We start from the raw sequence: 18,049 nt of genomic DNA on the forward strand, positions 1-18,049 counted from the left end.
CTCATCATGCGGTGCTGCTGAGGCGGGGGGCGTACAGCTCCAGCAGGCGGGTGCGGGTCTGCTGGAGGCGCATCGCGAGGACGCGCCCGACCCAGTGTCCGATCGCGGAGCCGAAGGTGGGATCGGCGTCCATCAACATCCGCACGGTCGCGGCGTCGAACTCGTACGCCCGTACCGGTGTCATCGCCTCCGCGCCGAGCTGCCACACGTACGGCGGGAACAGCCAGGACCACCCCACCAGCTCACCGGGGCCGAGGCTCTCCACGGGCGCGGGCCGGCGGCCGGCGACGGGGATTTCCAAGGTCACGGTGCCGGAACGCACGATCCAGAAGGAATCCGCCCGGGTGCCCTCGTCGAAGATGCGCGCGCTCTCCGGGAAATTGACCTCACGGGCCTGGGACATCAGCCGTCCACGGTGCTCGGTGGACAGGACGGCGGCGATCCGGATGGGGGAAGGTGTGCTCACGACGGCCTCCGATCACGACCCCCCACGACGCTCCTGCTCTCCCAGTGTCGCCGAAGCCCGCCATATCGCGGCCGGACGGGACGCGGTTTCTTCCGGGGCCGGTCCGGGAACGGGCCCCGGCGGCCTTCCACGCCAGTCAGGGGGTCGGGCGGAGGGTCCGTCGTACGGCGTTGCGCAGCCACTGGTGGGCCCCGTCGGCGCTGTGCCGCGGGTGCCAGGCCATGCCGATCGTCAGAGGTGGCAGCAGCAGCGGGATGTCCAGCAGGCGCAGCCCCATCGCGCGTGCCGCGTCGCCGAGTGGCGAAGGCGGCTCGCCCGGCAGCGCGGTCGGTACCAGGCAGACCACGTCGCCGACCGCGGCCAGTGCCATCGCCGCCAGATGCCCGGGCAGGACGGCGCTCACCTGCCGGCTGAGGCCCTGCTCGGCCAGGGCCGCGTCCAGCGGACCGGTGAAGCGGCCCCGGCGGCTGACCGCCACGTGCTCGGCCGCGGCCAGCCGAGCAGGGGTCAGGGTCCCTTCGGTGAGCGGGTGCCCGGCTCTGACACCGGCCGCCATCCGCAGCGTGACCAGCTCTTCGACCCGGGTCTCCGGGTCGACGTGGTCGATGGCCCCGATCTCCAGGTCGACCCGACCTTCGCGCAGCGCGGGGCCCGCCTCCCACTCCTCGGCCAGCACCCGTAGCGAGACCCCCGGCGCCCGGCGCCGGGCCAGCGCGAGCAGCCCCGGCGCCAGCGCGGCGCCGACCAGGTCCGAGGCCTGGACGGTGAACGTGCGCCGCAGTGCGGCGGGGTCGATCCCGCCGCTCGGGGTGAGCAGTGCCTCCAGCCGGCGCACCACCGCGGCGGCCTCGTCCCGCAGCGCCTCGGCGCGGGGCGTAGGCACCATCGCCTGGCCCGCCCGTACGAGCAGCGGATCCTGGAGCACCCGGCGCAGCCGGGCCAACGTGCGGCTCATCGCCGCGGGCGAGGTGCGCAGCCGTGCGGCGGCGCGGGTGACGCTCTGCTCGGTCAGGAGGGCGTCGAGGGCGACGGCGAGATTGGCGTCGAGGTGGGGAACGATGCTGGTCAACGGCGTTATTCCAATTCTGGCAAGGATTGGATGCTGAAGTTCCCATTGTGGCAATGCGGTGGGCGTTTGCACGATGAGGAGGCCTTACCGCTTCGACACGACTCCGAGGTTTTCATGATCGTCATTACTGCCCCCACCGGAAACATCGGCCGGCGGCTGCTGTCGCTGCTGGTCGAAGCCGCGCCCGCGCACGGAGAGGAGTTGCGCGTCGTCGTCCGCGATCCCGCCCGGCTCCCCGAAGCCGTACGCGGACGGGTCCAGGTGGTCACCGGCTCGCACGGCGACGCCGCGACCGTCGAGCGCGCCTTCACCGGGGCCGATGCCGTCTTCTGGCTGGTGCCACCGGACGCCTCGCTCACGCCCGAGGAGGCGTACAGCGGCTTCACCCGCCCGGCCGCGCGGGCGTTCGCCGCCCACGGGGTCGGCCGTGTCGTCGGCGTCTCGGCGCTCGGCCGCGGCACCCCCCTGGCCGGCCGGGCCGGGCTGGTCACCGCCTCCCTGGCCATGGACGACCTGATCGCCGCTTCCGGTGTCGCCTACCGCGCACTGGCCAATCCGTCCTTCTTCGAGAACCTGTTGGAGGAGGTCGACTCGATCCGCGAGAACGGTGTCTTCACCGACACCGTCGCGGCCGACCGTCCGGCCCCGCTGGTGGCCGTCGCCGACATCGCAGCGACGGCGGCCGGACTGCTGCTGGACCGTTCCTGGACCGGCGTCGACAGTGTGCCGGTGCTCGGCCCGCAGGACCTGTCGCCCAACGACCTGGCCCGCATCATGACCGCGGAACTGGGCCGTCCGGTCCGCTACCGGCGCGAGTCGCTCGACGAGATGCGGTCCGCCATGCTCGCCCACGGCCTCCATGCGGCGTTCGTCGAGGGCATGGTCGACATGAAGCGCGCCAAGGACCAGGGCCTGGACTCGGGCGTCGCCCGCGGGCCACAGACGGGCCCTGGCCCGGCCACCGGCTTCGCCCAGTGGTGCGCGCAGACCCTGGGGCCCGCCGTCCTCGCCACCTCGGAGGCAGTCGATGCCCACTGACCGAACCGAGCCGCCGGTCACCGCGTTCATGCTGGTCAAGACCACGCCCGAGTGGCTGGCGATGACCTTGGCCGAACGCGTCCACGCCTTCACCACCGGTGTCGTCCCGGTGATCGAGGCCCGCACCCGCGGCGTCCGCTCCCGCTTCTACGACACGGAGTTCTACTCGGCGCGGGTCACCGACATCTGGGTCTGGGAGGCGGACGACCACGACGCCTACCGGCTGCTGATCGACGCGTTGCGCGAAACCCCCTTCTGGGACCGGTACTTCGAGGTGGTGGACCTGCTCGTGGGCACCGAGAACGGTTACGCCCGCACCTACGGCCTGGAGCCGGTGGCCACCCTCGCCACCTGACGCGGGCCCCGCCCGCCCGGTGCCGCCGCCCTGCGGGGGCACCGGGCCCTCGCCGGCCGCGCAGCGGGCTCCCGGGCACCGCACCTCACCGCGCCGCGGGAGCGACGTCGAAGCCTTCGTCCGGCACCCCGCCGGGCGCTAGGGGGTGTCCTCGGCGTTCGCCTCCAAGCAGGCCAGCTCCATCGCGTCGAGGACGGCCTCGTGGCTGCGCCCGCTCAGCTCGGCGACGTTCTCGATCTGGGCCGTCGCCCAGGCCGCCAGGGTCATCACCAGCACCCGGAGCCCGTCGGTGCCGTGCTCGGCCAGGACCGCGTCGGCGACCACCATGGCCTCCTCGGGGACCTGCTCGGGCGGCTCGAGGCCCGCCAGGCCACGCAGCAGGGTGAGGGTGCGGCGGGAGATCTCCGGCGTCATTCCCGCCAGCCGCATGTCTTCGTCGTCGTCCATCCGCCCCGTCCTCCGGTGCCGTGCCACATCACCTCAGGGCACGGTAGAGGGGCGCGGCCCCGCGCGGGGCCGTTTCGGCAGGGTGACGGTGCGTCACTGGGGGTCCACCGGCTGAATCTGGTGGGTGCCGTCCGGTGCCGTCCGGGCAGGCCGCGGGTCATCCGGGCCGGAAAGCGTCCGCGCATTCGACTTCCCCCGGAAGCGACCCGCCGGTAACCTGCCCGCGGCAGCCGCCCGCCGGGACGGCCGAATTTCCGGCAGGAGCGAGATGAAGAACCTCTTACGCGCGATCCTCTGCGCCCTCCTGCTGGTGGTCGGCGTCCTGTCGACGCCGCCCGCGCAGCCCGCCCGCGCCGCCGCCCCCCACCCCGAGGCCGCCCCGGGCACCACCGAGGCCTGGACCCCGCCGCTGTCCACCCGGGGCCGGTACGTCGTCGACGCACAGGGCAACCGCTTCCGCCTGCGCTCCGGGAACTGGGACGGAGCCCAAGGGTCCTGGAACGGCTCGGGCGACCGCAACGACCCCGCCACGCACCACAGCGGGCAGAACGCCCACGGAATCCCGATCGGCCTGGACCGCGTCCCCCTGCCCACCCTGCTCGCCGACTTCCGGGCCGCGGGGCTCAACAGCATCCGGCTGCCCTTCTCCAACGAGATGCTGCGCGACACCACCCCCGTCCCGGACTCCGCCGTCGCGGCCAACCCTGCCCTGCGCGGTCGCACGCCCCTCCAGGTCTACGACGCCGTGGTCGCCGCCCTCACCGACGCCGGCTTCGCCGTCATCCTCAACAACCACACCGTCAGCACCCGTTGGTGCTGCGGCCTCGACGGCAACGAGCGCTGGAACAGCGGTCGCTCCACCGCCCAGTGGGCCGACGACTGGGTCTTCCTCACCCGCCGCTACCGCGACAACCCGCGCGTGGTCGGCGCCGACCTCTACAACGAGGTCCGCCGCGACTTCTTCGACGACCCCAACTGGGGCCTCGGCGACGACCACGACTGGCACGCGGCCGCCCAGGAGGCCGCCGACCGCATCCTCACCGAGGCCAACCCGAACCTGCTGATCGTCGTCGAGGGCATCAACTGGTTCGGCCTGCCCGTGGACGGCTTCCCGCACGGCCGCCCCACCCTCACCCCCGTACGCACCCTGTCCCACACCCTGGTCACCTCGAACAAGCTGGTCTACTCGGCCCACTTCTACGGGTACACCGGCCCCCGGCACAGCGGCGCGACCGGCATCGGCGAGACCCATGACCTCCGCTACCAGGACATGACCGCCGCGGAGCTCGAACAGACCCTCTACGACCAGGCCTTCTTCGTGTCCGCGGAGACCGGCACGCACTTCACCGCCCCCGTTTGGATCAGCGAGTTCGGAATCGGGGCCGACGAGGGCGGCGCCGCCCCGCGCGCCTGGTTCGACCGCCTCACCGGTTACCTGACGCGCTCCGACGCCGACTTCGCGTACTGGCCCCTCGTCGGCTGGAGCACCACCGCCCAGGGCGCCCCCGGCGGCGACAGCTGGGCGCTCCTGCGCTACGACGCGACCGGCCGCCGCTCCGGCGTCCTGGACCCGGGGGACTGGCGCACCGCCCGGTGGTCCCCGCTCGCCGCCACCCCCGGCCGCACCGGACCGGTCCCCGCCACCACCGCCTGGTACCAACTGACCACGGACCACCGCGACCACAACGCCTCGCTGCGCACCCGGGCCGCCGGGGACTGGGACAGCGGGGCCCGCAAGGCGGTCTGTCCCGACGGCGCCCGTCTCAGCGGGCTCGCCCACACCGGTGGCCGGGGCCTGTGCACCAGCTCCGACCTGCGCGCCCCGACGGGCGGGCACACCGTGGTCCGCGACGAGCGGTACGTCCCGGCGGGCGGCGACTGGGCCACCGGATACACCAAGTTCCAGTGCCCGGCCGGCCAGTTCCTGATCGGCTACAGCCTGCGCGGCGAGCGGGTCTCGGCGGCGTTGTGCGCCCCGGCCCGTACGGCGCTTCCCGGGGGCGGCCGGACGGTGTGGTTCGACCGGGGCGACGACCGCCCGGCGGGCGGCCCCGGCGGCGAGTTCGCCTACGGGAACTACAAGGGCCAGTGCCTGCCCACCGAGTACGCGGCGGGCATCGCCTTCACCACCCGCGCCGCCACCCGCCCCTCCCCGGCCGCGCTGCTGTGCCGTCCCCTGCCGGGTCCGGGCGCCCGCTGACCGGCCCGCCGCGGCGACGGCGGCGAGCGCGACGAGGATCAAGGCCGCCGCGACCAGGAAGGTGAACCGCATCCCGGTGGCCACGGCCCCCGCGGGCGCCGAGGCGATGTCGGCCGTCGCCGACCCGTGCGCGAACACCGTGCCCATGAGCGACGCACCGCTGATGAGGCCGAGATTGCGCGACAGACCGAGCATGCCGGAGACGACGCCCCGCCGGTCGGGGCCGACGTCCGCCATGACGGCGGTGTTGTTGGCCGTCTGGAACACCGCGTAGCCCGCCGTCACGACCGCGAGCGGGGCGACGTACCCGGGGACACCGAGCGAAGCCGGCGTCAGGGAGAGGGCGACGGCGCCGGCCGTCATTGCCAGGAGACCGAGCAGGGTCGTGCGCTGCGCGCCGAAGCGGTCCGCGAGGCGTCCCGCGGGCATCCCGGTCACCGCGGCGACCAGCGGACCGGCCGACAGGACGAGTCCCACCGGGGCCTCGCCGAGCCCGAGCGCCCGGGAGAGGTAGAACGGCCCGACCACCAGTGTCGCCATCATCACCGTCGACACGAGCGCGCTCGAGGCGAGGCCCGCACCGATCACCGGAGCGCGCAGGAGCGTCCGTTGGACCAAGGGGGCGGCCGCCCGCGACTCCACGTGCACGAAGAGGACGACCCCGCAGACGGCAGCCAGCAGGAGGGCGGTGCCGAGCGTGCCGGAAAGGACGCCACCGCGGGTCATCGCGAGGGCGTAAGCGGCGAGCGTCAGCGCGAGCAACAGCGTCCCCAGGTGGTCGAAGGGGGGCCGGTCGCCCCCGCGTTCCGGCCGGTCGGCGGGCAGATGGCGGTGGGCGAGCAGGAACGCCGCCAGGCCCAGCGGCACGTTGACGAGGAAGAGCGCCCGCCAGCCGGCCCCGGCGAGCAGGACCCCGCCCAGCGACGGACCGAGGGCGGTGCCCACCGCGGACATCGAGGCGAGCAACCCCATGGCACTGCCCGTCCGCCCCTCGGGGACCGTCTCACCCACGAACGCCAGGGTGAGGGCCGTCAACACGGCGGCTCCCAGGCCCTGGGCCGCCCGGGCACCGACCAGCAGCCAGAGCGTGGGCGAGGCGGCGCACAGCACCGAGGCCGCGGTGAACAGGAGGATTCCCGCCAGGAGCAGCCGCCGGCGGCCGACGAGGTCGCCGAGGCGTCCGGCACCCACGACCAGGGTGGTGACGGCGAGGAGGTAGGCCAGGACGATCCACTGGACCTCCTGGAACGACGCGGAGAAGACCTGTGCCAGGGTCGGCAGGCCGACGTGGGCGATGCCGGTGCCGAGCGAGGACAGCAGCACGCAGAGGGAGAGGGCGGCGAGCGCCCACCGGGCCGCGGGCCGGTGCGCGCCGGCGTCAGCGCCGTCATCGTCGCCGGCGGTGGTGGTGCGGCGCTGTCGGGGTCCGGTCGCGGAATCAGTGTGTGGGCTCATGCCGGGGAGGGTGCGGGCGCCGGGTGGTGGACGGCAAACCTTGTTGCCGTTTCCGGGACGGCCGGGTGCAATGTCCGGATGGACGACAAGCCAACCCCCCACCAGGCGGTCCTCGACGAGGTCGCCCCCCGGCTCAGACGGCTGCGCGCCCGGCGCGGTCTCACCCTGGCCGCGCTCTCCGAGACGACCGGCATCTCGAAGAGCACCCTGTCCCGGCTGGAGTCGGGGCAGCGCCGCCCCAGCCTGGAACTGCTGCTGCCGCTCGCGGCCGCGTACCAAGTGCCCCTGGACGGCCTGGTGGGCGCTCCCGAAGTGGGGGATCCCCGGGTCCGGCTGACCCCTCGCACCCTCCCGAACGGCGGCACGGCCGTCCCGCTGACCCGGGGCCCCGGCCCCCTCCAGGCCTACAAGATGCTCATCCCGGACCGGGGCGGCGAGCCGGATCCGCGGACGCACGAGGGCTACGAGTGGCTGTACGTGCTGGAGGGCCGGCTGCGCCTCGTCCTCGCCGAGCACGACCTGGTCCTCGGTCCCGGTGAGGCCGCCGAGTTCGACACCCGGCTGCCCCACTGGTTCAGCAGCGCGGACGGGCGGCCGGTGGAGATCCTCAGCCTGTTCGGGCGGCAGGGCGAGCGGATGCACGTCCGGGCGAAGCCCCGCGCGTGACGGCAGGGGCAGGTGTGCGGGCCGGCGCACTTTCGCATCCGATACGTCAAGTGGGATGAATCGAGCCGTGAATCGCTCTAGGGTGCGCCCTTAGGCACGGTCGTGGACTGCTGTTCGGTGGTTTTCGGCCATGGCTCATCCGGCCGCACCCTACGGCCGTACCGCACACCGAACTGGGGGATTCATGCGTAGATCCCGAGGGGCGGCGGCCGCGCTCGCCCTGTCCCTGGCCACCACCGCCCTGGGGGTGGGCCTCGGCCTCGCCCCGCAGGCGGCCGCGGTCACCCCGCCCGTCGCGTTCACCGCCGACCCGCTGGCCACCTGGCAGCCCGACGGGGTCGTCTGGGCCCTCGCCGAAGCGGCCGGCCAGGTCTTCGTCGGCGGCACCTTCTCCACCGTGCGTCCGCCCGAGGGAGGATCCGGAAACGAGAAGTCGGCCGTGAACTTCGTCGCGCTCGACGCCGCGACCGGCGCCCCGACCTCCTGCGAGCTGTCCTTCACCGTCGCCTCGGGCAGCGCCACGGTCCGCGCGCTCACCCTCTCGCCGGACAAGACGACCCTGTACGTCGGCGGCTACTTCGGGGCCGTCAACGGCACCCCCGTCTCCAGCCTCGCCGCCGTCGACGTGGCGAGCTGCACGGTGAAACAGGGCTTCCGGCCGGCCTTCGCGGCCACCGTGCGCGCCCTCGCCGTCACCGGCGACACCGTCTACGCGGGCGGCGACTTCCTCAGCGTCGCCGGCCAGCCGCGCCAGCGCTTCGCCGCCGTCGGCGCGGCCGACGGCGCGCTGAAGCCCTTCACCGCCGACGCCGACGAACCCGGCCGCGCCGTCGAGGTCACCCCGGACGGCGACCACGTGATCCTCGGCGGCGACTTCTTCACCGTCAACGGTACGAACACCCACGCGCTGGCCGTCGTCGACGCGACGAGCGGCGCGCTCACCAAGTCCTACGCCGGATTCATCGAGACCAACTCCGTGGTCAAGGACATCGCGACCGACGCCACCGGCTTCTACACCGCCAACGAGGGCACGGGCGGCGGGGTCTTCGACGGCCGGATCGCCCTCAACCTAGGCGACTTCGGCCAGCGCTGGCGCGACACCTGCCTCGGCGCCACCCAGGCCGTCCTGCCGTACCAGAGCGTGCTCTACAGCGCCTCGCACGCGCACGACTGCTCCAGCGTCGGCGAGTTCCCCGACGGGCAGCGCCACCACCTGCTCGCCCAGCCCACCACCGGGACCGGCAAGCTCGGCTGGGCCCCCGACACCAACGACGGCATCGGCGAGGGCATCGGGCCGCGCGTGATGACCGTGGGCTCCAAGGGCGGCGTCCAGTACCTGTGGGTCGGCGGGGAGTTCACCACCGTCAACGGTGCGCCGCAGCAGAGCCTGACCCGGTTCGCCTCCACCGGGGACACCGGCGCACCCACCGTGCCCGTGGCCAGCGCGGTCAGCTTCCGGCCCGGTGAGGTCCAGGTGCGCTGGCGCACCAGCCTCGACCTCGACGACAGCGCGCTGACCTACCGGATCTACCGCAACGGGGCCGCCACCCCCCTCGCCACGGTGACCGCCGACTCGCTGTTCTTCAAGCGGCCGCAGGCCTCCTGGACCGACACCACCGCGGCGGCGGGCCAGTTGTACACCTACCGGGTGACGGCCACCGACGCGGCCGGCAACACCAGCGCCCCGTCCGCCACGGCGAGCGTGACCGTACCGACCTCGGTGGAGGGCTACCCGAACCAGGTCCGCACCGACGGCGCCCAGCAGTACTGGCGCTACGACGAGTCGGCCCTGCCCTTCGTCGCCGATTCCTCGGCCGGCGGCAACCGGAGCGGCACGCACCTGAACGCCCCCGCGCTGCGGCAGACGCCCGGCGCGGTCTCCGGCGCGAGCACGGCGATCGGCTTCAACGGCACGGACACCCAGGTGTACGGGGACGTGCGGCAGAGCGTGGGCAGCACCTACACCATCGAGACCTGGTTCAAGACCGACACCACCCGGGGCGGCAAGCTCGTCGGCTTCGGGAACAACCAGAACCGCGGCAGCAATCAGTACGACAAGCACATCTACATGACAAACAATGGCCGGCTGGTCTACGGCGTCTACACCGGAGCCACCCGCACCATCACCACCCCGGGCTCCTACAACGACAACCAGTGGCACCACGTTGTCGCCACCCAGGGTCCCGGCGGGATGACCCTCTACGTGGACGGCGTCCAGAGGGGCACCCTCGCCGTCACCACCCACGAGAACTTCTCGGGCTACTGGCACGCCGGCGGCGACAGCCTCGGCGGCTGGCCCGACCGTCCCACGAGCGAGTACTGGGCGGGCCGGCTCGACGAGACCGCCGTCTACCCCACGGTCCTCAGCGCGGCGCAGGTCCAGAACCACTACGCCCTCGCCACCGCCCCGGCCGACTCGGTGGTCCAGGTGCCCGCCACGGAGGACACCTACGCCAACGCGGGTGCGCCCGCCACCAACTACGGCACCTCGGGATCGCTCGCGGTGCGCGGCACCTCCTTCTACGCGAGCTACCTGCGCTTCGACCTGCCCGCCGCACCCGCCGGCACGGTGCTGAAGTCGGCCGTGCTCAGCGTGAAGACGAGCACGCAGAGCGGCGCCGGCACCACGGACACCGTCTCGGTCCTCCCGGTCACCGGTTCCTGGAGCGAAGCCGGGACGACGTACAACAACCGTCCCGCGCTGGGCGGTCCGGCGCTCGGCACCTTCGCCGCGATTCCGGACGGTTCGGCGGTGCACACCACCGGGCTGACCACCGCGGGCGTCGCGGCGGCGCTCGGCAGCAGCTACGGCCTGGCGCTCAGCAGCACCGGTACGGACGCCCTGTGGTTGTGGTCCTCCGAGGCGCAGGCGAACGAAGGGACGCCGCAGCTGACGCTGACCTTCGGCGCACCGTGACCTGACCGTCCCGTGAACCAGGGGGCGCGAGGCGGCCTTCGGGCCGTCCCGCGCCCCCTCCCGCATCAGCCGCGCGCGTCCACCACGGCGAGGAGCCCCTCCCCCGCCGGTGGACCCGTTCAGTTGCCCGTGGCGGGAGCCCCCTCGTTGCGGCGGAGGGCGTCGCGCAGCCGGACGGCCTGGGTGACCAGGCGCGAGGTGCCGCCCCGGGCCGCGACGGCGGCGAGCCCGGCCGGTTCGGGCGCCGCCGCCCCACACCGTTCCGCGCACTCGGCGGCCGTCGACAGCAGGTCCCCGGCACCACGGGGATCGGCCGTCCTGGTGAGCAGCGCGGGCAGCGAGTGGTCCAGTACGGCCCAGGTCGTCGCGTACGCGCCCGTCGCGGCGAGGGTGCGCAGCGAGTCGGCGAGCCGGGTGGGCTTGACCGTCCCCAGGGTGATCAGTTCGGCCAGGTCGCACCCGAGACGTACGGTGTCCAGCTCGCCCCGGGCGGTGAGGGTGAGGAGCGCGTCCACGGCCCGCAGCCGGTCCTCGGGGTGCCGGGCGCCGAGCCCGCTGGCCACCGCCAGGTGCAGGGCCGGGCCGGCCGGTCCACCGGCCGCGGCGAGCAGGGGCAGCGCGGTGGTCGCCTCCCGCGCTTCGCTGACGGCACCGGCCGTGACCGCCGGGAGGCACCAGGCGGCCAGGGCCTCCCGGTCCTCGGGCAGGACCGCGATCAGCGACGCGTCGGCGCGGCCGTCCCAGCAGCGGTCGGCCGCCTTGCGCTCCCTCGCCAGTTCGTGGAACGGGTGCGGGAACTCGCGCACCACGGTGATGCGCTGCTCCGTGTCCAGTACGAGGCGCGCCGGCGTTTCGCCGCCCCACCGGTGCCACACCGTCGGCGCGGTACGCCGGGTGACGGCCACGGGCCGGCCGGCGTCGCCGAGCCAGGCGGCCAGCCGGTCGCCGGCGGGCGTGCCGAGCGCGGCGGCCTCGGGGACAACGGAGGCGTCGCGGCGGACCCGCAGCAGGGCCTGCGCGAAGTCCGCGGGCCCGGGCTCCGCACCGAGGCGCCCGTACTCGACCAGGCGGGCGACCAGCACGCGGGGGTCCAGCGAACCCGTCTCCACGGTGGGCGTGGCGAGGAGGAAGGGCGCCGGCCGGGACCCGATGCGCCGCGCGGCCTCGACCACGCGCGCACGGGTGGCGGCGCCGGTCGCGGTGTGGTGACAGTCGATGCGCCAGGACCCGGGGGCCGGCTGCGGCGTGCCCGTCGGCGACGCGTCCAGGACGCACGCGGCCATGTGCTCCAGACCGGGCAACTCGTGCGTGGAGTAACGGGACTGCTCGGGGTCCAGCAACCAGCGGTCCGCCAGTGCGGGACGCAGTGCCTCGGCGAGGGCCGCGCGGTCCCGGTACGCGTGCCGTACCAGCCCGTCCAGGGCGCGCTCGAACTCCTCGACGGTGGCGGTGCGCGCGTTGATCACCGCGGCGACCAACTCCACGGTTTCGGCGACCGTCTCCGGGGCCGGTGCGAGCGGGGCCGGGACCGGGAACGGCGGCAGGATCTCCTGGTAGGGGCCGCACTCCTCGGTGGGAGCGGCGTCCGGTCCCAGGACCTCCACCGCCCGGGCCCGGTGGGACGGGCTCAACAAGTGTGCCCGGTGGGCGAGTTCGGAGCGCAGCCCGGGATCGTCGGTGAGGTGGGCGGCGACCAGCTTGAGCGCCCGCTCCTGGATGCCGGTGTCCGCGTGCCCGAACGCCTCGGCGAGCTCCGGCAACAGTTCGGGGGCGGCGGCCGGGTTGCGGGTGAGTTCCCTGCCGATCAGCACGAGTTGCGAGCGGACCAGCTTCTTCTCGGGGCGGAAGAGGACGGCGGCCGACATTTCGGCGAGCAGGCGGGGGGCCAGCTCACCCGCCGCGGCGAGCCGGGCGAGGGTCTGCTGGGCGCTCCCGGCGACGGCGGAAGGGGCGTCGGCGGCCAGCGCGACCCAGTCGGCGGCGCGCTCCCGCTCCTCCTCGAGGGTCGGACGCAAGGCTTCCAGGATCTCCTGGTAGGGCTTCAGCTGGGCGGGCTTGCCGCCGCGCAGCAACCGTGCGGTGCACCCGTCCAGCAGGACGCGGCGGTCCAGGCACCCCTCGTCGGCCAGGGCGGCCAGCGCGGTCGGCCAGTTGTCGGGGCCGTCCGGCTCCCGGTGCCAGGTGAGGACACCGACCGGTTCGGCGGTCTCGAAGAGCCGCGGGGCGAGGGCGGTGAGGTACGGGTCGTGGCGCAGGGTGACCACGAGAGGGGAGCGGGACGCGCCCACGGCCGTCGCCCAGCCCTCGACGCAGCCGTCGGTGGTGGGCATCGGACAACCGGCGAGCCGGACGAACTCGCGTATCAGCGGGTAGTCCTGTTCGGCGGTGGCGGACCGGGCGGCCAGCCGGTGGGCGAGGTCGCCGAGCCACTTCGGATCCCGGCCGGACAGTACGTCGAGCAGCGCGGCGACGGGCGGCCGCGGCCTCCAGCGGCGCAGATCGGCGGCGCCGATCCAGGCGGCCGCGGCCGCCGCCCCCGTGAGGCAGCCGGCTCCGGCGACCACGAGGGCCGGGCTCGTCCGGTTGCGGTCCTCCCAGCGCTCCCACCGCGAGGAACGCAGTTCGCGGCGCAGCTCCTTCAGCCCGGTGAGCAGCGCCCGGCCTTGTGCGGGTTCCAGGGGCTTCAGGAGACCGGGCAGCTCGGCGGTGCGGCCCGCCCGTACGGCTGCGAGGACGTCCTCGGTGGTGTCTTCGGTGATGTTCACGCTTGGGGTCGCGGTGGGGGTCGCGGTGGGGGTCATCGTGCGGCTCCGGAAGGGGCGGGGGAGACGGAAGAGGTGGCGGAGACGGCGGCCCGCAGGGCCATCCGGGTGGCCAGCGCGTGCTTGCAGGGGCCGCGGCGGCCCCGGTGGTCGGCCCACCACTGGCAGGTGCAGCTGAGCGCTCCGCCGGATTCGCGCACCTGGTAGCGGCGTTCACCGGAGGCCACCAGGGCGGTACCGGCCCCCGCCAGGGTGACCGCTCCGGCCGCCAGCAGGGCGCGGGCGGCGACCAGCCGCGGGTTGTGCCGCTCGGCGCGGCGGGCGTCGTAGGGGAGTTCGCGGTGGAAGTAGGCGGCTTCGGCGATGTCGTAGCCGACCCGGCCGGCCGTGCCGAGGCGGGTCAGGGCCGCCCGGACGCGGTCCACCGGGAGCCCCGACTGTTCGGCCAGGTCGGCCGGATCGATGCGCGGCTCCCAGGCGAGCAGTACGGAGATCAGCTCGGCGTCCTCGGCCGCTGCGTCGGTGGCCAGGGCCTCCAGGACGCCGCCCTCGCCGGAGAACCCGCGGGAGGCCTCCGGGGAGAGGGTGAGCGTGAGCCGCATTCCGGGCAGGGCGACCTCCCAGGCGGAGGCGGTGGGCTCCGCCCCGGCCGGCGCGGGACCGTACACGCGCAGGCCCGTGGCGTGCCGCAGCACCCGCTGGAGGGCGGCGAGGCGCTCGGGGCCGGGCAGGCAGACCGCGCCGGGCACCGGCCGGGTGGTGGGGCGCAGCGTACGACCGGCGGGAACCACCCACAGGGCGGCGCTCACGGCTCCGCCGCCCACCGCGGTACGGGGCAGCGAACGCAGGAAGCGCGTCGCCTCGGCGGCGGTCAGTTCGGCCCGCAGGTCGAAGCCGGTGGTGATGGCCTGGGACTCGGCGAAGCCGCGCAGCCAGCGCTCCGGCAGCGGAACCTTCTTCTCCACGACCGGACCGTCGAGCGTCGTCACCGCCATCTCGTCGGGGCCGACCCGCAGGTGCAGCGGGTCGTCGCCGCTCAGCCGGGACAACGCTTCGCGCAGCGGGTTGTTGACGTCGACGTTGGTGGTGCCGTGGCCGGTGTCGGCGCCCCGCAGCCCGTCCGGCAAGACGTCGAGCCGGGCGTACACCCCGCAGCACCCGGAGAAGGACTCGAAGCGCAGCCGGTCGCCGTTGCCCGTGACGACCGGGTCGAGCGAGGCGGGCAGGGTGCGCCGGTAGTAGCGGGCCGCGGCCACGTCCGCGACGGCGAGCAGGGCCCGCGCGGCCGCCTGAGGGGCGCTCAGGAAACCTGCGAAGAACCGGGGATGGAGGTCCGCCCCGGCCGGGGTCAGACCACCCGCCGTCTCCAGGCCGAGGGTCCTACCCGCGTCGGAGGCGGTCAGTGAGGAAGGGCGTGCGTAGGCGAAGGTATGTGCGGTCCGCGTCATGTCCGAGACGCTAGGGGGCTCCACTGACAATGCCGTTCCCCCGCCGCCGGGAGGCCCCGGGAGCAAGGAGCGGACGCCGGTCGGCAACGAGCCCGTCGAGACGGCGGACGGGTGGGCGGCGATGCCTCGAGGAGCGCCGCCACGCGCGCGGTGCGAGGGGCTCACGAACCGTCCTCCGGGCCGGAGCGCGATGGTGCGACGACACCGCCGTCCTCGCCTCCGGCCGGGAGCGCCGGTTCAGGTCCCTCAGCGGGCCGGGTCTTCCCCCACCTCGTAGGTGAAGGTGTAGGCGACGGAGGTGTCGCCGTGCCGGTAGGTGAACCCTCCGGAGCCCGTCAGTCCCGCGAGGTCCCCGGTGCCGGAGCCGGGAACCACCTCGAAACGACAGACCGTCCCGCCGGCGTCGAAGCTGCCGCGCTCTTCCAGTACGAAACTGCCCTTGCGGCCGTCGACGCTGCCGCGGACCAACTCCATCCCGCTGTAGGAGCCGAGGTTCTCCCCGGTGTAGGCGATCGTGTAGTCGCAGGCGGTCTCGGCGGCCGCGATCCCACCGGTGAAGGCGTTGTTGACATGGGCGTGGGCGAGCCGCGGGACGGCGTCCACGGTGTCCACGGCGCCGACGGGGCTCTCCTGCCAGTTGGCGAAGGTGAAGCGGCCACCGGTCTCTACGGGCGTGGGCATGACAGTCCTTTCGGCCGGCCTGACGGCATCTCCGCCCGGCGTTCCCCCAGGCTGGCAGCCGTACCTGACACCTTCTGTCAGGTACGGGCGACAATGGCGCCATGCGCGCCGACCGGCTCCTCTCCCTGCTCCTGCTGCTGCAGAACCGCGGCCGGATGACCGCCCCCGAACTCGCTGCCGAGCTGGAGGTGTCGGTGCGCACGATCCACCGCGACATCGACGCCCTCGGCGCCTCGGGCGTCCCCGTGCTCGCCGACCGCGGCCCGGCCGGCGGCTACCGGCTCGCCGACGGCTACCGCACGCGCCTCACCGGCCTCACCGACACCCAGGCCGGCTCCCTCTTCCTCGCCGGCGCCCCCGGACCCGCACAGGAGCTCGGCCTCGGTGCCGACCTGGCGGCCGCCCAGCTCAAACTCCAGGCCGCGCTGCCGGCCGCGCTCGCCGCACGGGCCCGCCGGATCCAGGACCGCTTCCACCTCGACGCGCCCGCCTGGTTCCGGGAGGCCGACCCCGTCCCGCACCTCGCGCAGATCGCCCAGGCCGTCTGGGACCAGCACGTGCTGCGCACCCACTACCGCCGCTGGCGCGGCGAGGTACGGCGCGAGCTGCATCCGCTCGGCCTCGTCCTCAAGGGCGGCATCTGGTACCTCGTCGCCGATGTCGACGCCGCCGTCCGGACCTACCGGGTCTCCCGGTTCCTTTCCGTGGACACCGCGGCGGAGCGCTTCGAACGGCCCGCCGGGTTCGAACTGGCCGCGTACTGGCAGGAGTCCACCAGTCGCCTGGACGCCGTGCTCCACCAGCAGACCGCCGAACTACGGCTGTCCCCGCGCGGACAGCGGCTGCTGCCGATGCAGTTCGGGGCGGCCGGTACCCGGGCGCTCGCCGCCGCAGGCCCCGCCGACGCGGACGGTTGGGTCCGGCTGAGCATCGCCGTCGAGTCCCAGGTCGTCGCCGTCGGCGACCTGCTGCGCCTCGGCACGGAGGCCGAGGTGCTCGGCCCGCCCGAGCTGCGCCTAGCCCTCGCCGAGACGGTGACCGCGCTGGCCGGACGCTACGCCTGACACGGGACCCCGTCCGCCCCGCGCACCTCGTAGGGTGGGCCGTCAAGATCGAACACCGGGGAGAGGGAGCGCGTACGTGGAGATCGAGCTGCGCGAGACGAGCGACGACGACCTGGCTCTCTTCTGGGAGCAGTTGACGGACCCGGGCCTCCAACACATGGCGGCGATCACCCGGAAGTACCACTACGACCGGGGCCACTTCGACACGCACTGGGCGAAGGTGCGCAACGACCCCGCCTTGCTCCTGCGCACCGTGCTGGCCGACCGGGTCGTGGTCGGTCACGCCGCCGTGTTCGGGCCGCCGGAGGAGCGCGAAGTGACGTACGTGATCGGCCCGGAGCACTGGGGACGGGGCATCGCCACCCGGGCGCTGGCCCAGCTGATCCGGCTGGAGGGCACCCGCCCCCTGCACGCCGGGGCGGTGGCCGACAACACGGGCTCGATCCGGGTGCTGGAGAAGTGCGGATTCACCGTCACCGGCCGCACCCGCGATTTCGCGATGGCCCGCGGCCAGGAGGTGGACGTGGTCCTACTCACCCTCAGCTGAGCGGTCTCCCGCCCGGTCCTCAGGAGCCTCCCTGTCCTCCCGGTCCTCAGGAGCCTTCGGGCGCTCCCGGCCCTCCCGGGGGCTCCACTTCCAGGAAGCGGCGCCGCCGAGGGCCCCGGTACAGCAGGCACACCCAGCCCAGCCGTTCCAGCACGGCCGCGCAGGCCGTCAGCCGCTCCTGCTCCTCACCGGCCGCGCCGCCGCCCGCCGGGCCCAGCCAGGTCACCTCCACCCGCCCGGGTTCCGCCGCGGCCGCCACGCGATAGCCCGTCCGCGTGCGCCTCCCCTGCGCGTCCAGCGCCGACGGCGCGATCCCCGCCGCCTCCAGCGCGAGGGCCACCGCGCGCGGCAGCTGCCGTACCTCCCACGGCGCGGGAACCGCCGCGCCCGCCGGCCCGTTCACCAGACGGCGGATCTGCAGCAACCCCTCGTACGCGGTGCGCAGCTCCGCCGCACGCCCACCGGGCGCGGCTGCCGGGCCGTCGCCGGTCGCGGGCTCGAAACCCCGCCCGGGTACCGCCATCACCCACCACCCGTCCCGCCCGTCTGAGTACCTCGCACCCAACGACCTGAGTATCCACCCCGATTCCCCGAAGGCGCTCCGCTGGTCGAATGGGGACATGACTTCAGACGCCCCGAGCGGCCGGGCCGCCAGCCCGCGCATGCAGCACGTGACCACCGCCGGCTCGGCCCTGGCCGTGGCCCTGGTCCCGCTCGTCGTGGGCGTCCTGTTCGCCAAGGCGATGGCCGCCGACCCGATGACCCCGGTCAACGCCCTGATTGCGGGCGGCGGCCAGCGGGCCGCGCTGCCCCGGGGTGAATGGAAGCGGCGCGGCCACAACACCGTGCGCAGGCTGCGCACGGCCCGGCGCGACACGGCCCGGCGGTGCGCCCGCGCTTGCGGACGCCGCCCCTGAGGGTCCGGGGCTCGCCG

The 18,049-nt window shown here is 74.3% G+C and carries 16 protein-coding genes and 1 pseudogene; 9 read left to right on the forward strand and 8 right to left on the reverse strand.

Annotation, left to right across the window (positions count from 1 at the left end):
* Positions 1-4: 4 nt before the first annotated feature.
* Positions 5-466 (reverse strand): Crp/Fnr family transcriptional regulator, encoded by a 462-nt coding sequence (locus OG207_RS38775; protein ID WP_189742646.1) that lies wholly within the window; start codon positions 464-466, stop codon positions 5-7.
* A gap of 136 nt (positions 467-602) precedes the next feature.
* Positions 603-1,535, reverse strand: a complete 933-nt coding sequence (locus OG207_RS38780) for a LysR family transcriptional regulator (RefSeq protein ID WP_329105597.1) — start codon at positions 1,533-1,535, stop codon at positions 603-605.
* A gap of 114 nt (positions 1,536-1,649) precedes the next feature.
* Here OG207_RS38780 and OG207_RS38785 point away from each other — a divergent pair, with 114 nt between their 5' ends.
* Together OG207_RS38785 and OG207_RS38790 are read left to right on the forward strand one after the other, a co-directional pair.
* Positions 1,650-2,573 carry an NAD(P)H-binding protein gene (locus OG207_RS38785; protein WP_329105599.1) on the forward strand — a complete coding sequence of 308 codons (924 nt, stop codon included), beginning with the start codon at positions 1,650-1,652 and terminating at the stop codon, positions 2,571-2,573.
* Positions 2,563-2,928 (forward strand): darcynin family protein, encoded by a 366-nt coding sequence (locus OG207_RS38790; protein ID WP_329105601.1) that lies wholly within the window; start codon positions 2,563-2,565, stop codon positions 2,926-2,928. Before OG207_RS38785 ends, OG207_RS38790 begins: the two co-directional genes overlap by 11 nt.
* Before the next feature lie 138 nt (positions 2,929-3,066).
* Here OG207_RS38790 and OG207_RS38795 read toward each other — a convergent pair whose 3' ends face one another.
* Positions 3,067-3,375 (reverse strand): hypothetical protein, encoded by a 309-nt coding sequence (locus tag OG207_RS38795; RefSeq protein WP_189742644.1) that lies wholly within the window; start codon positions 3,373-3,375, stop codon positions 3,067-3,069.
* A gap of 268 nt (positions 3,376-3,643) precedes the next feature.
* On the opposite strand from OG207_RS38795, the gene OG207_RS38800 reads away from it, so the two are divergent.
* Complete coding sequence (locus OG207_RS38800; RefSeq protein WP_329105603.1) at positions 3,644-5,575, forward strand: glycoside hydrolase family 5 protein; 1,932 nt, start codon at positions 3,644-3,646, stop codon at positions 5,573-5,575.
* 76 nt (positions 5,576-5,651) lie between these two features.
* Positions 5,652-5,849 carry a hypothetical protein gene (locus tag OG207_RS38805; protein WP_329105605.1) on the forward strand — a complete coding sequence of 66 codons (198 nt, stop codon included), beginning with the start codon at positions 5,652-5,654 and terminating at the stop codon, positions 5,847-5,849.
* Here the strand turns inward: OG207_RS38805 and OG207_RS38810 are convergent.
* A pseudogene (locus OG207_RS38810) lies at positions 5,792-7,030 on the reverse strand (MFS transporter); the annotation flags it as partial. The gene OG207_RS38805 and the pseudogene OG207_RS38810 overlap by 58 nt on opposite strands.
* Before the next feature lie 78 nt (positions 7,031-7,108).
* Here OG207_RS38810 and OG207_RS38815 point away from each other — a divergent pair.
* Both OG207_RS38815 and OG207_RS38820 read left to right on the forward strand, forming a co-directional pair.
* Entirely contained in the window at positions 7,109-7,696 is a 588-nt protein-coding gene (locus tag OG207_RS38815) for a helix-turn-helix domain-containing protein (RefSeq protein ID WP_329108186.1), read from the forward strand.
* 184 nt (positions 7,697-7,880) lie between these two features.
* Positions 7,881-10,613 (forward strand): DNRLRE domain-containing protein, encoded by a 2,733-nt coding sequence (locus OG207_RS38820; RefSeq protein WP_329105607.1) that lies wholly within the window; start codon positions 7,881-7,883, stop codon positions 10,611-10,613.
* A 119-nt stretch (positions 10,614-10,732) separates the two neighbouring features.
* Here OG207_RS38820 and OG207_RS38825 read toward each other — a convergent pair whose 3' ends face one another.
* The 3 genes from OG207_RS38825 to OG207_RS38835 all read right to left on the reverse strand — a co-directional run bounded on the left by OG207_RS38825 (position 10,733) and on the right by OG207_RS38835 (position 15,504).
* Positions 10,733-13,414 carry a DUF7824 domain-containing protein gene (locus OG207_RS38825; protein ID WP_329105609.1) on the reverse strand — a complete coding sequence of 894 codons (2,682 nt, stop codon included), beginning with the start codon at positions 13,412-13,414 and terminating at the stop codon, positions 10,733-10,735.
* The gene (locus tag OG207_RS38830; RefSeq protein WP_329105611.1) at positions 13,411-14,823 is read right to left on the reverse strand and encodes an SWIM zinc finger family protein; all 1,413 of its coding nucleotides are present in this window, start codon (positions 14,821-14,823) and stop codon (positions 13,411-13,413) included. The genes OG207_RS38825 and OG207_RS38830 overlap by 4 nt, the downstream gene beginning before the upstream one ends.
* Before the next feature lie 246 nt (positions 14,824-15,069).
* Positions 15,070-15,504, reverse strand: a complete 435-nt coding sequence (locus OG207_RS38835) for a DUF3224 domain-containing protein (protein ID WP_329105613.1) — start codon at positions 15,502-15,504, stop codon at positions 15,070-15,072.
* A 101-nt stretch (positions 15,505-15,605) separates the two neighbouring features.
* Here OG207_RS38835 and OG207_RS38840 point away from each other — a divergent pair, with 101 nt between their 5' ends.
* Both OG207_RS38840 and OG207_RS38845 read left to right on the forward strand, forming a co-directional pair.
* Complete coding sequence (locus OG207_RS38840) at positions 15,606-16,568, forward strand: helix-turn-helix transcriptional regulator (RefSeq protein WP_329105615.1); 963 nt, start codon at positions 15,606-15,608, stop codon at positions 16,566-16,568.
* Positions 16,569-16,644: 76 nt separating this feature from the next.
* Positions 16,645-17,115 (forward strand): GNAT family N-acetyltransferase, encoded by a 471-nt coding sequence (locus tag OG207_RS38845; protein WP_329105617.1) that lies wholly within the window; start codon positions 16,645-16,647, stop codon positions 17,113-17,115.
* Positions 17,116-17,161: 46 nt separating this feature from the next.
* On the opposite strand, the gene OG207_RS38850 is transcribed toward OG207_RS38845, so the two are convergent.
* The gene (locus OG207_RS38850) at positions 17,162-17,638 is read right to left on the reverse strand and encodes a hypothetical protein (protein WP_329105619.1); all 477 of its coding nucleotides are present in this window, start codon (positions 17,636-17,638) and stop codon (positions 17,162-17,164) included.
* A gap of 97 nt (positions 17,639-17,735) precedes the next feature.
* Here OG207_RS38850 and OG207_RS38855 point away from each other — a divergent pair, with 97 nt between their 5' ends.
* Positions 17,736-18,032 carry a hypothetical protein gene (locus tag OG207_RS38855; protein ID WP_266600301.1) on the forward strand — a complete coding sequence of 99 codons (297 nt, stop codon included), beginning with the start codon at positions 17,736-17,738 and terminating at the stop codon, positions 18,030-18,032.
* The last annotated feature ends 17 nt before the right edge of the window (positions 18,033-18,049 follow it).

The organism is Streptomyces sp. NBC_01439, from assembly GCF_036227605.1.
Taxonomy (GTDB): domain Bacteria; phylum Actinomycetota; class Actinomycetes; order Streptomycetales; family Streptomycetaceae; genus Streptomyces.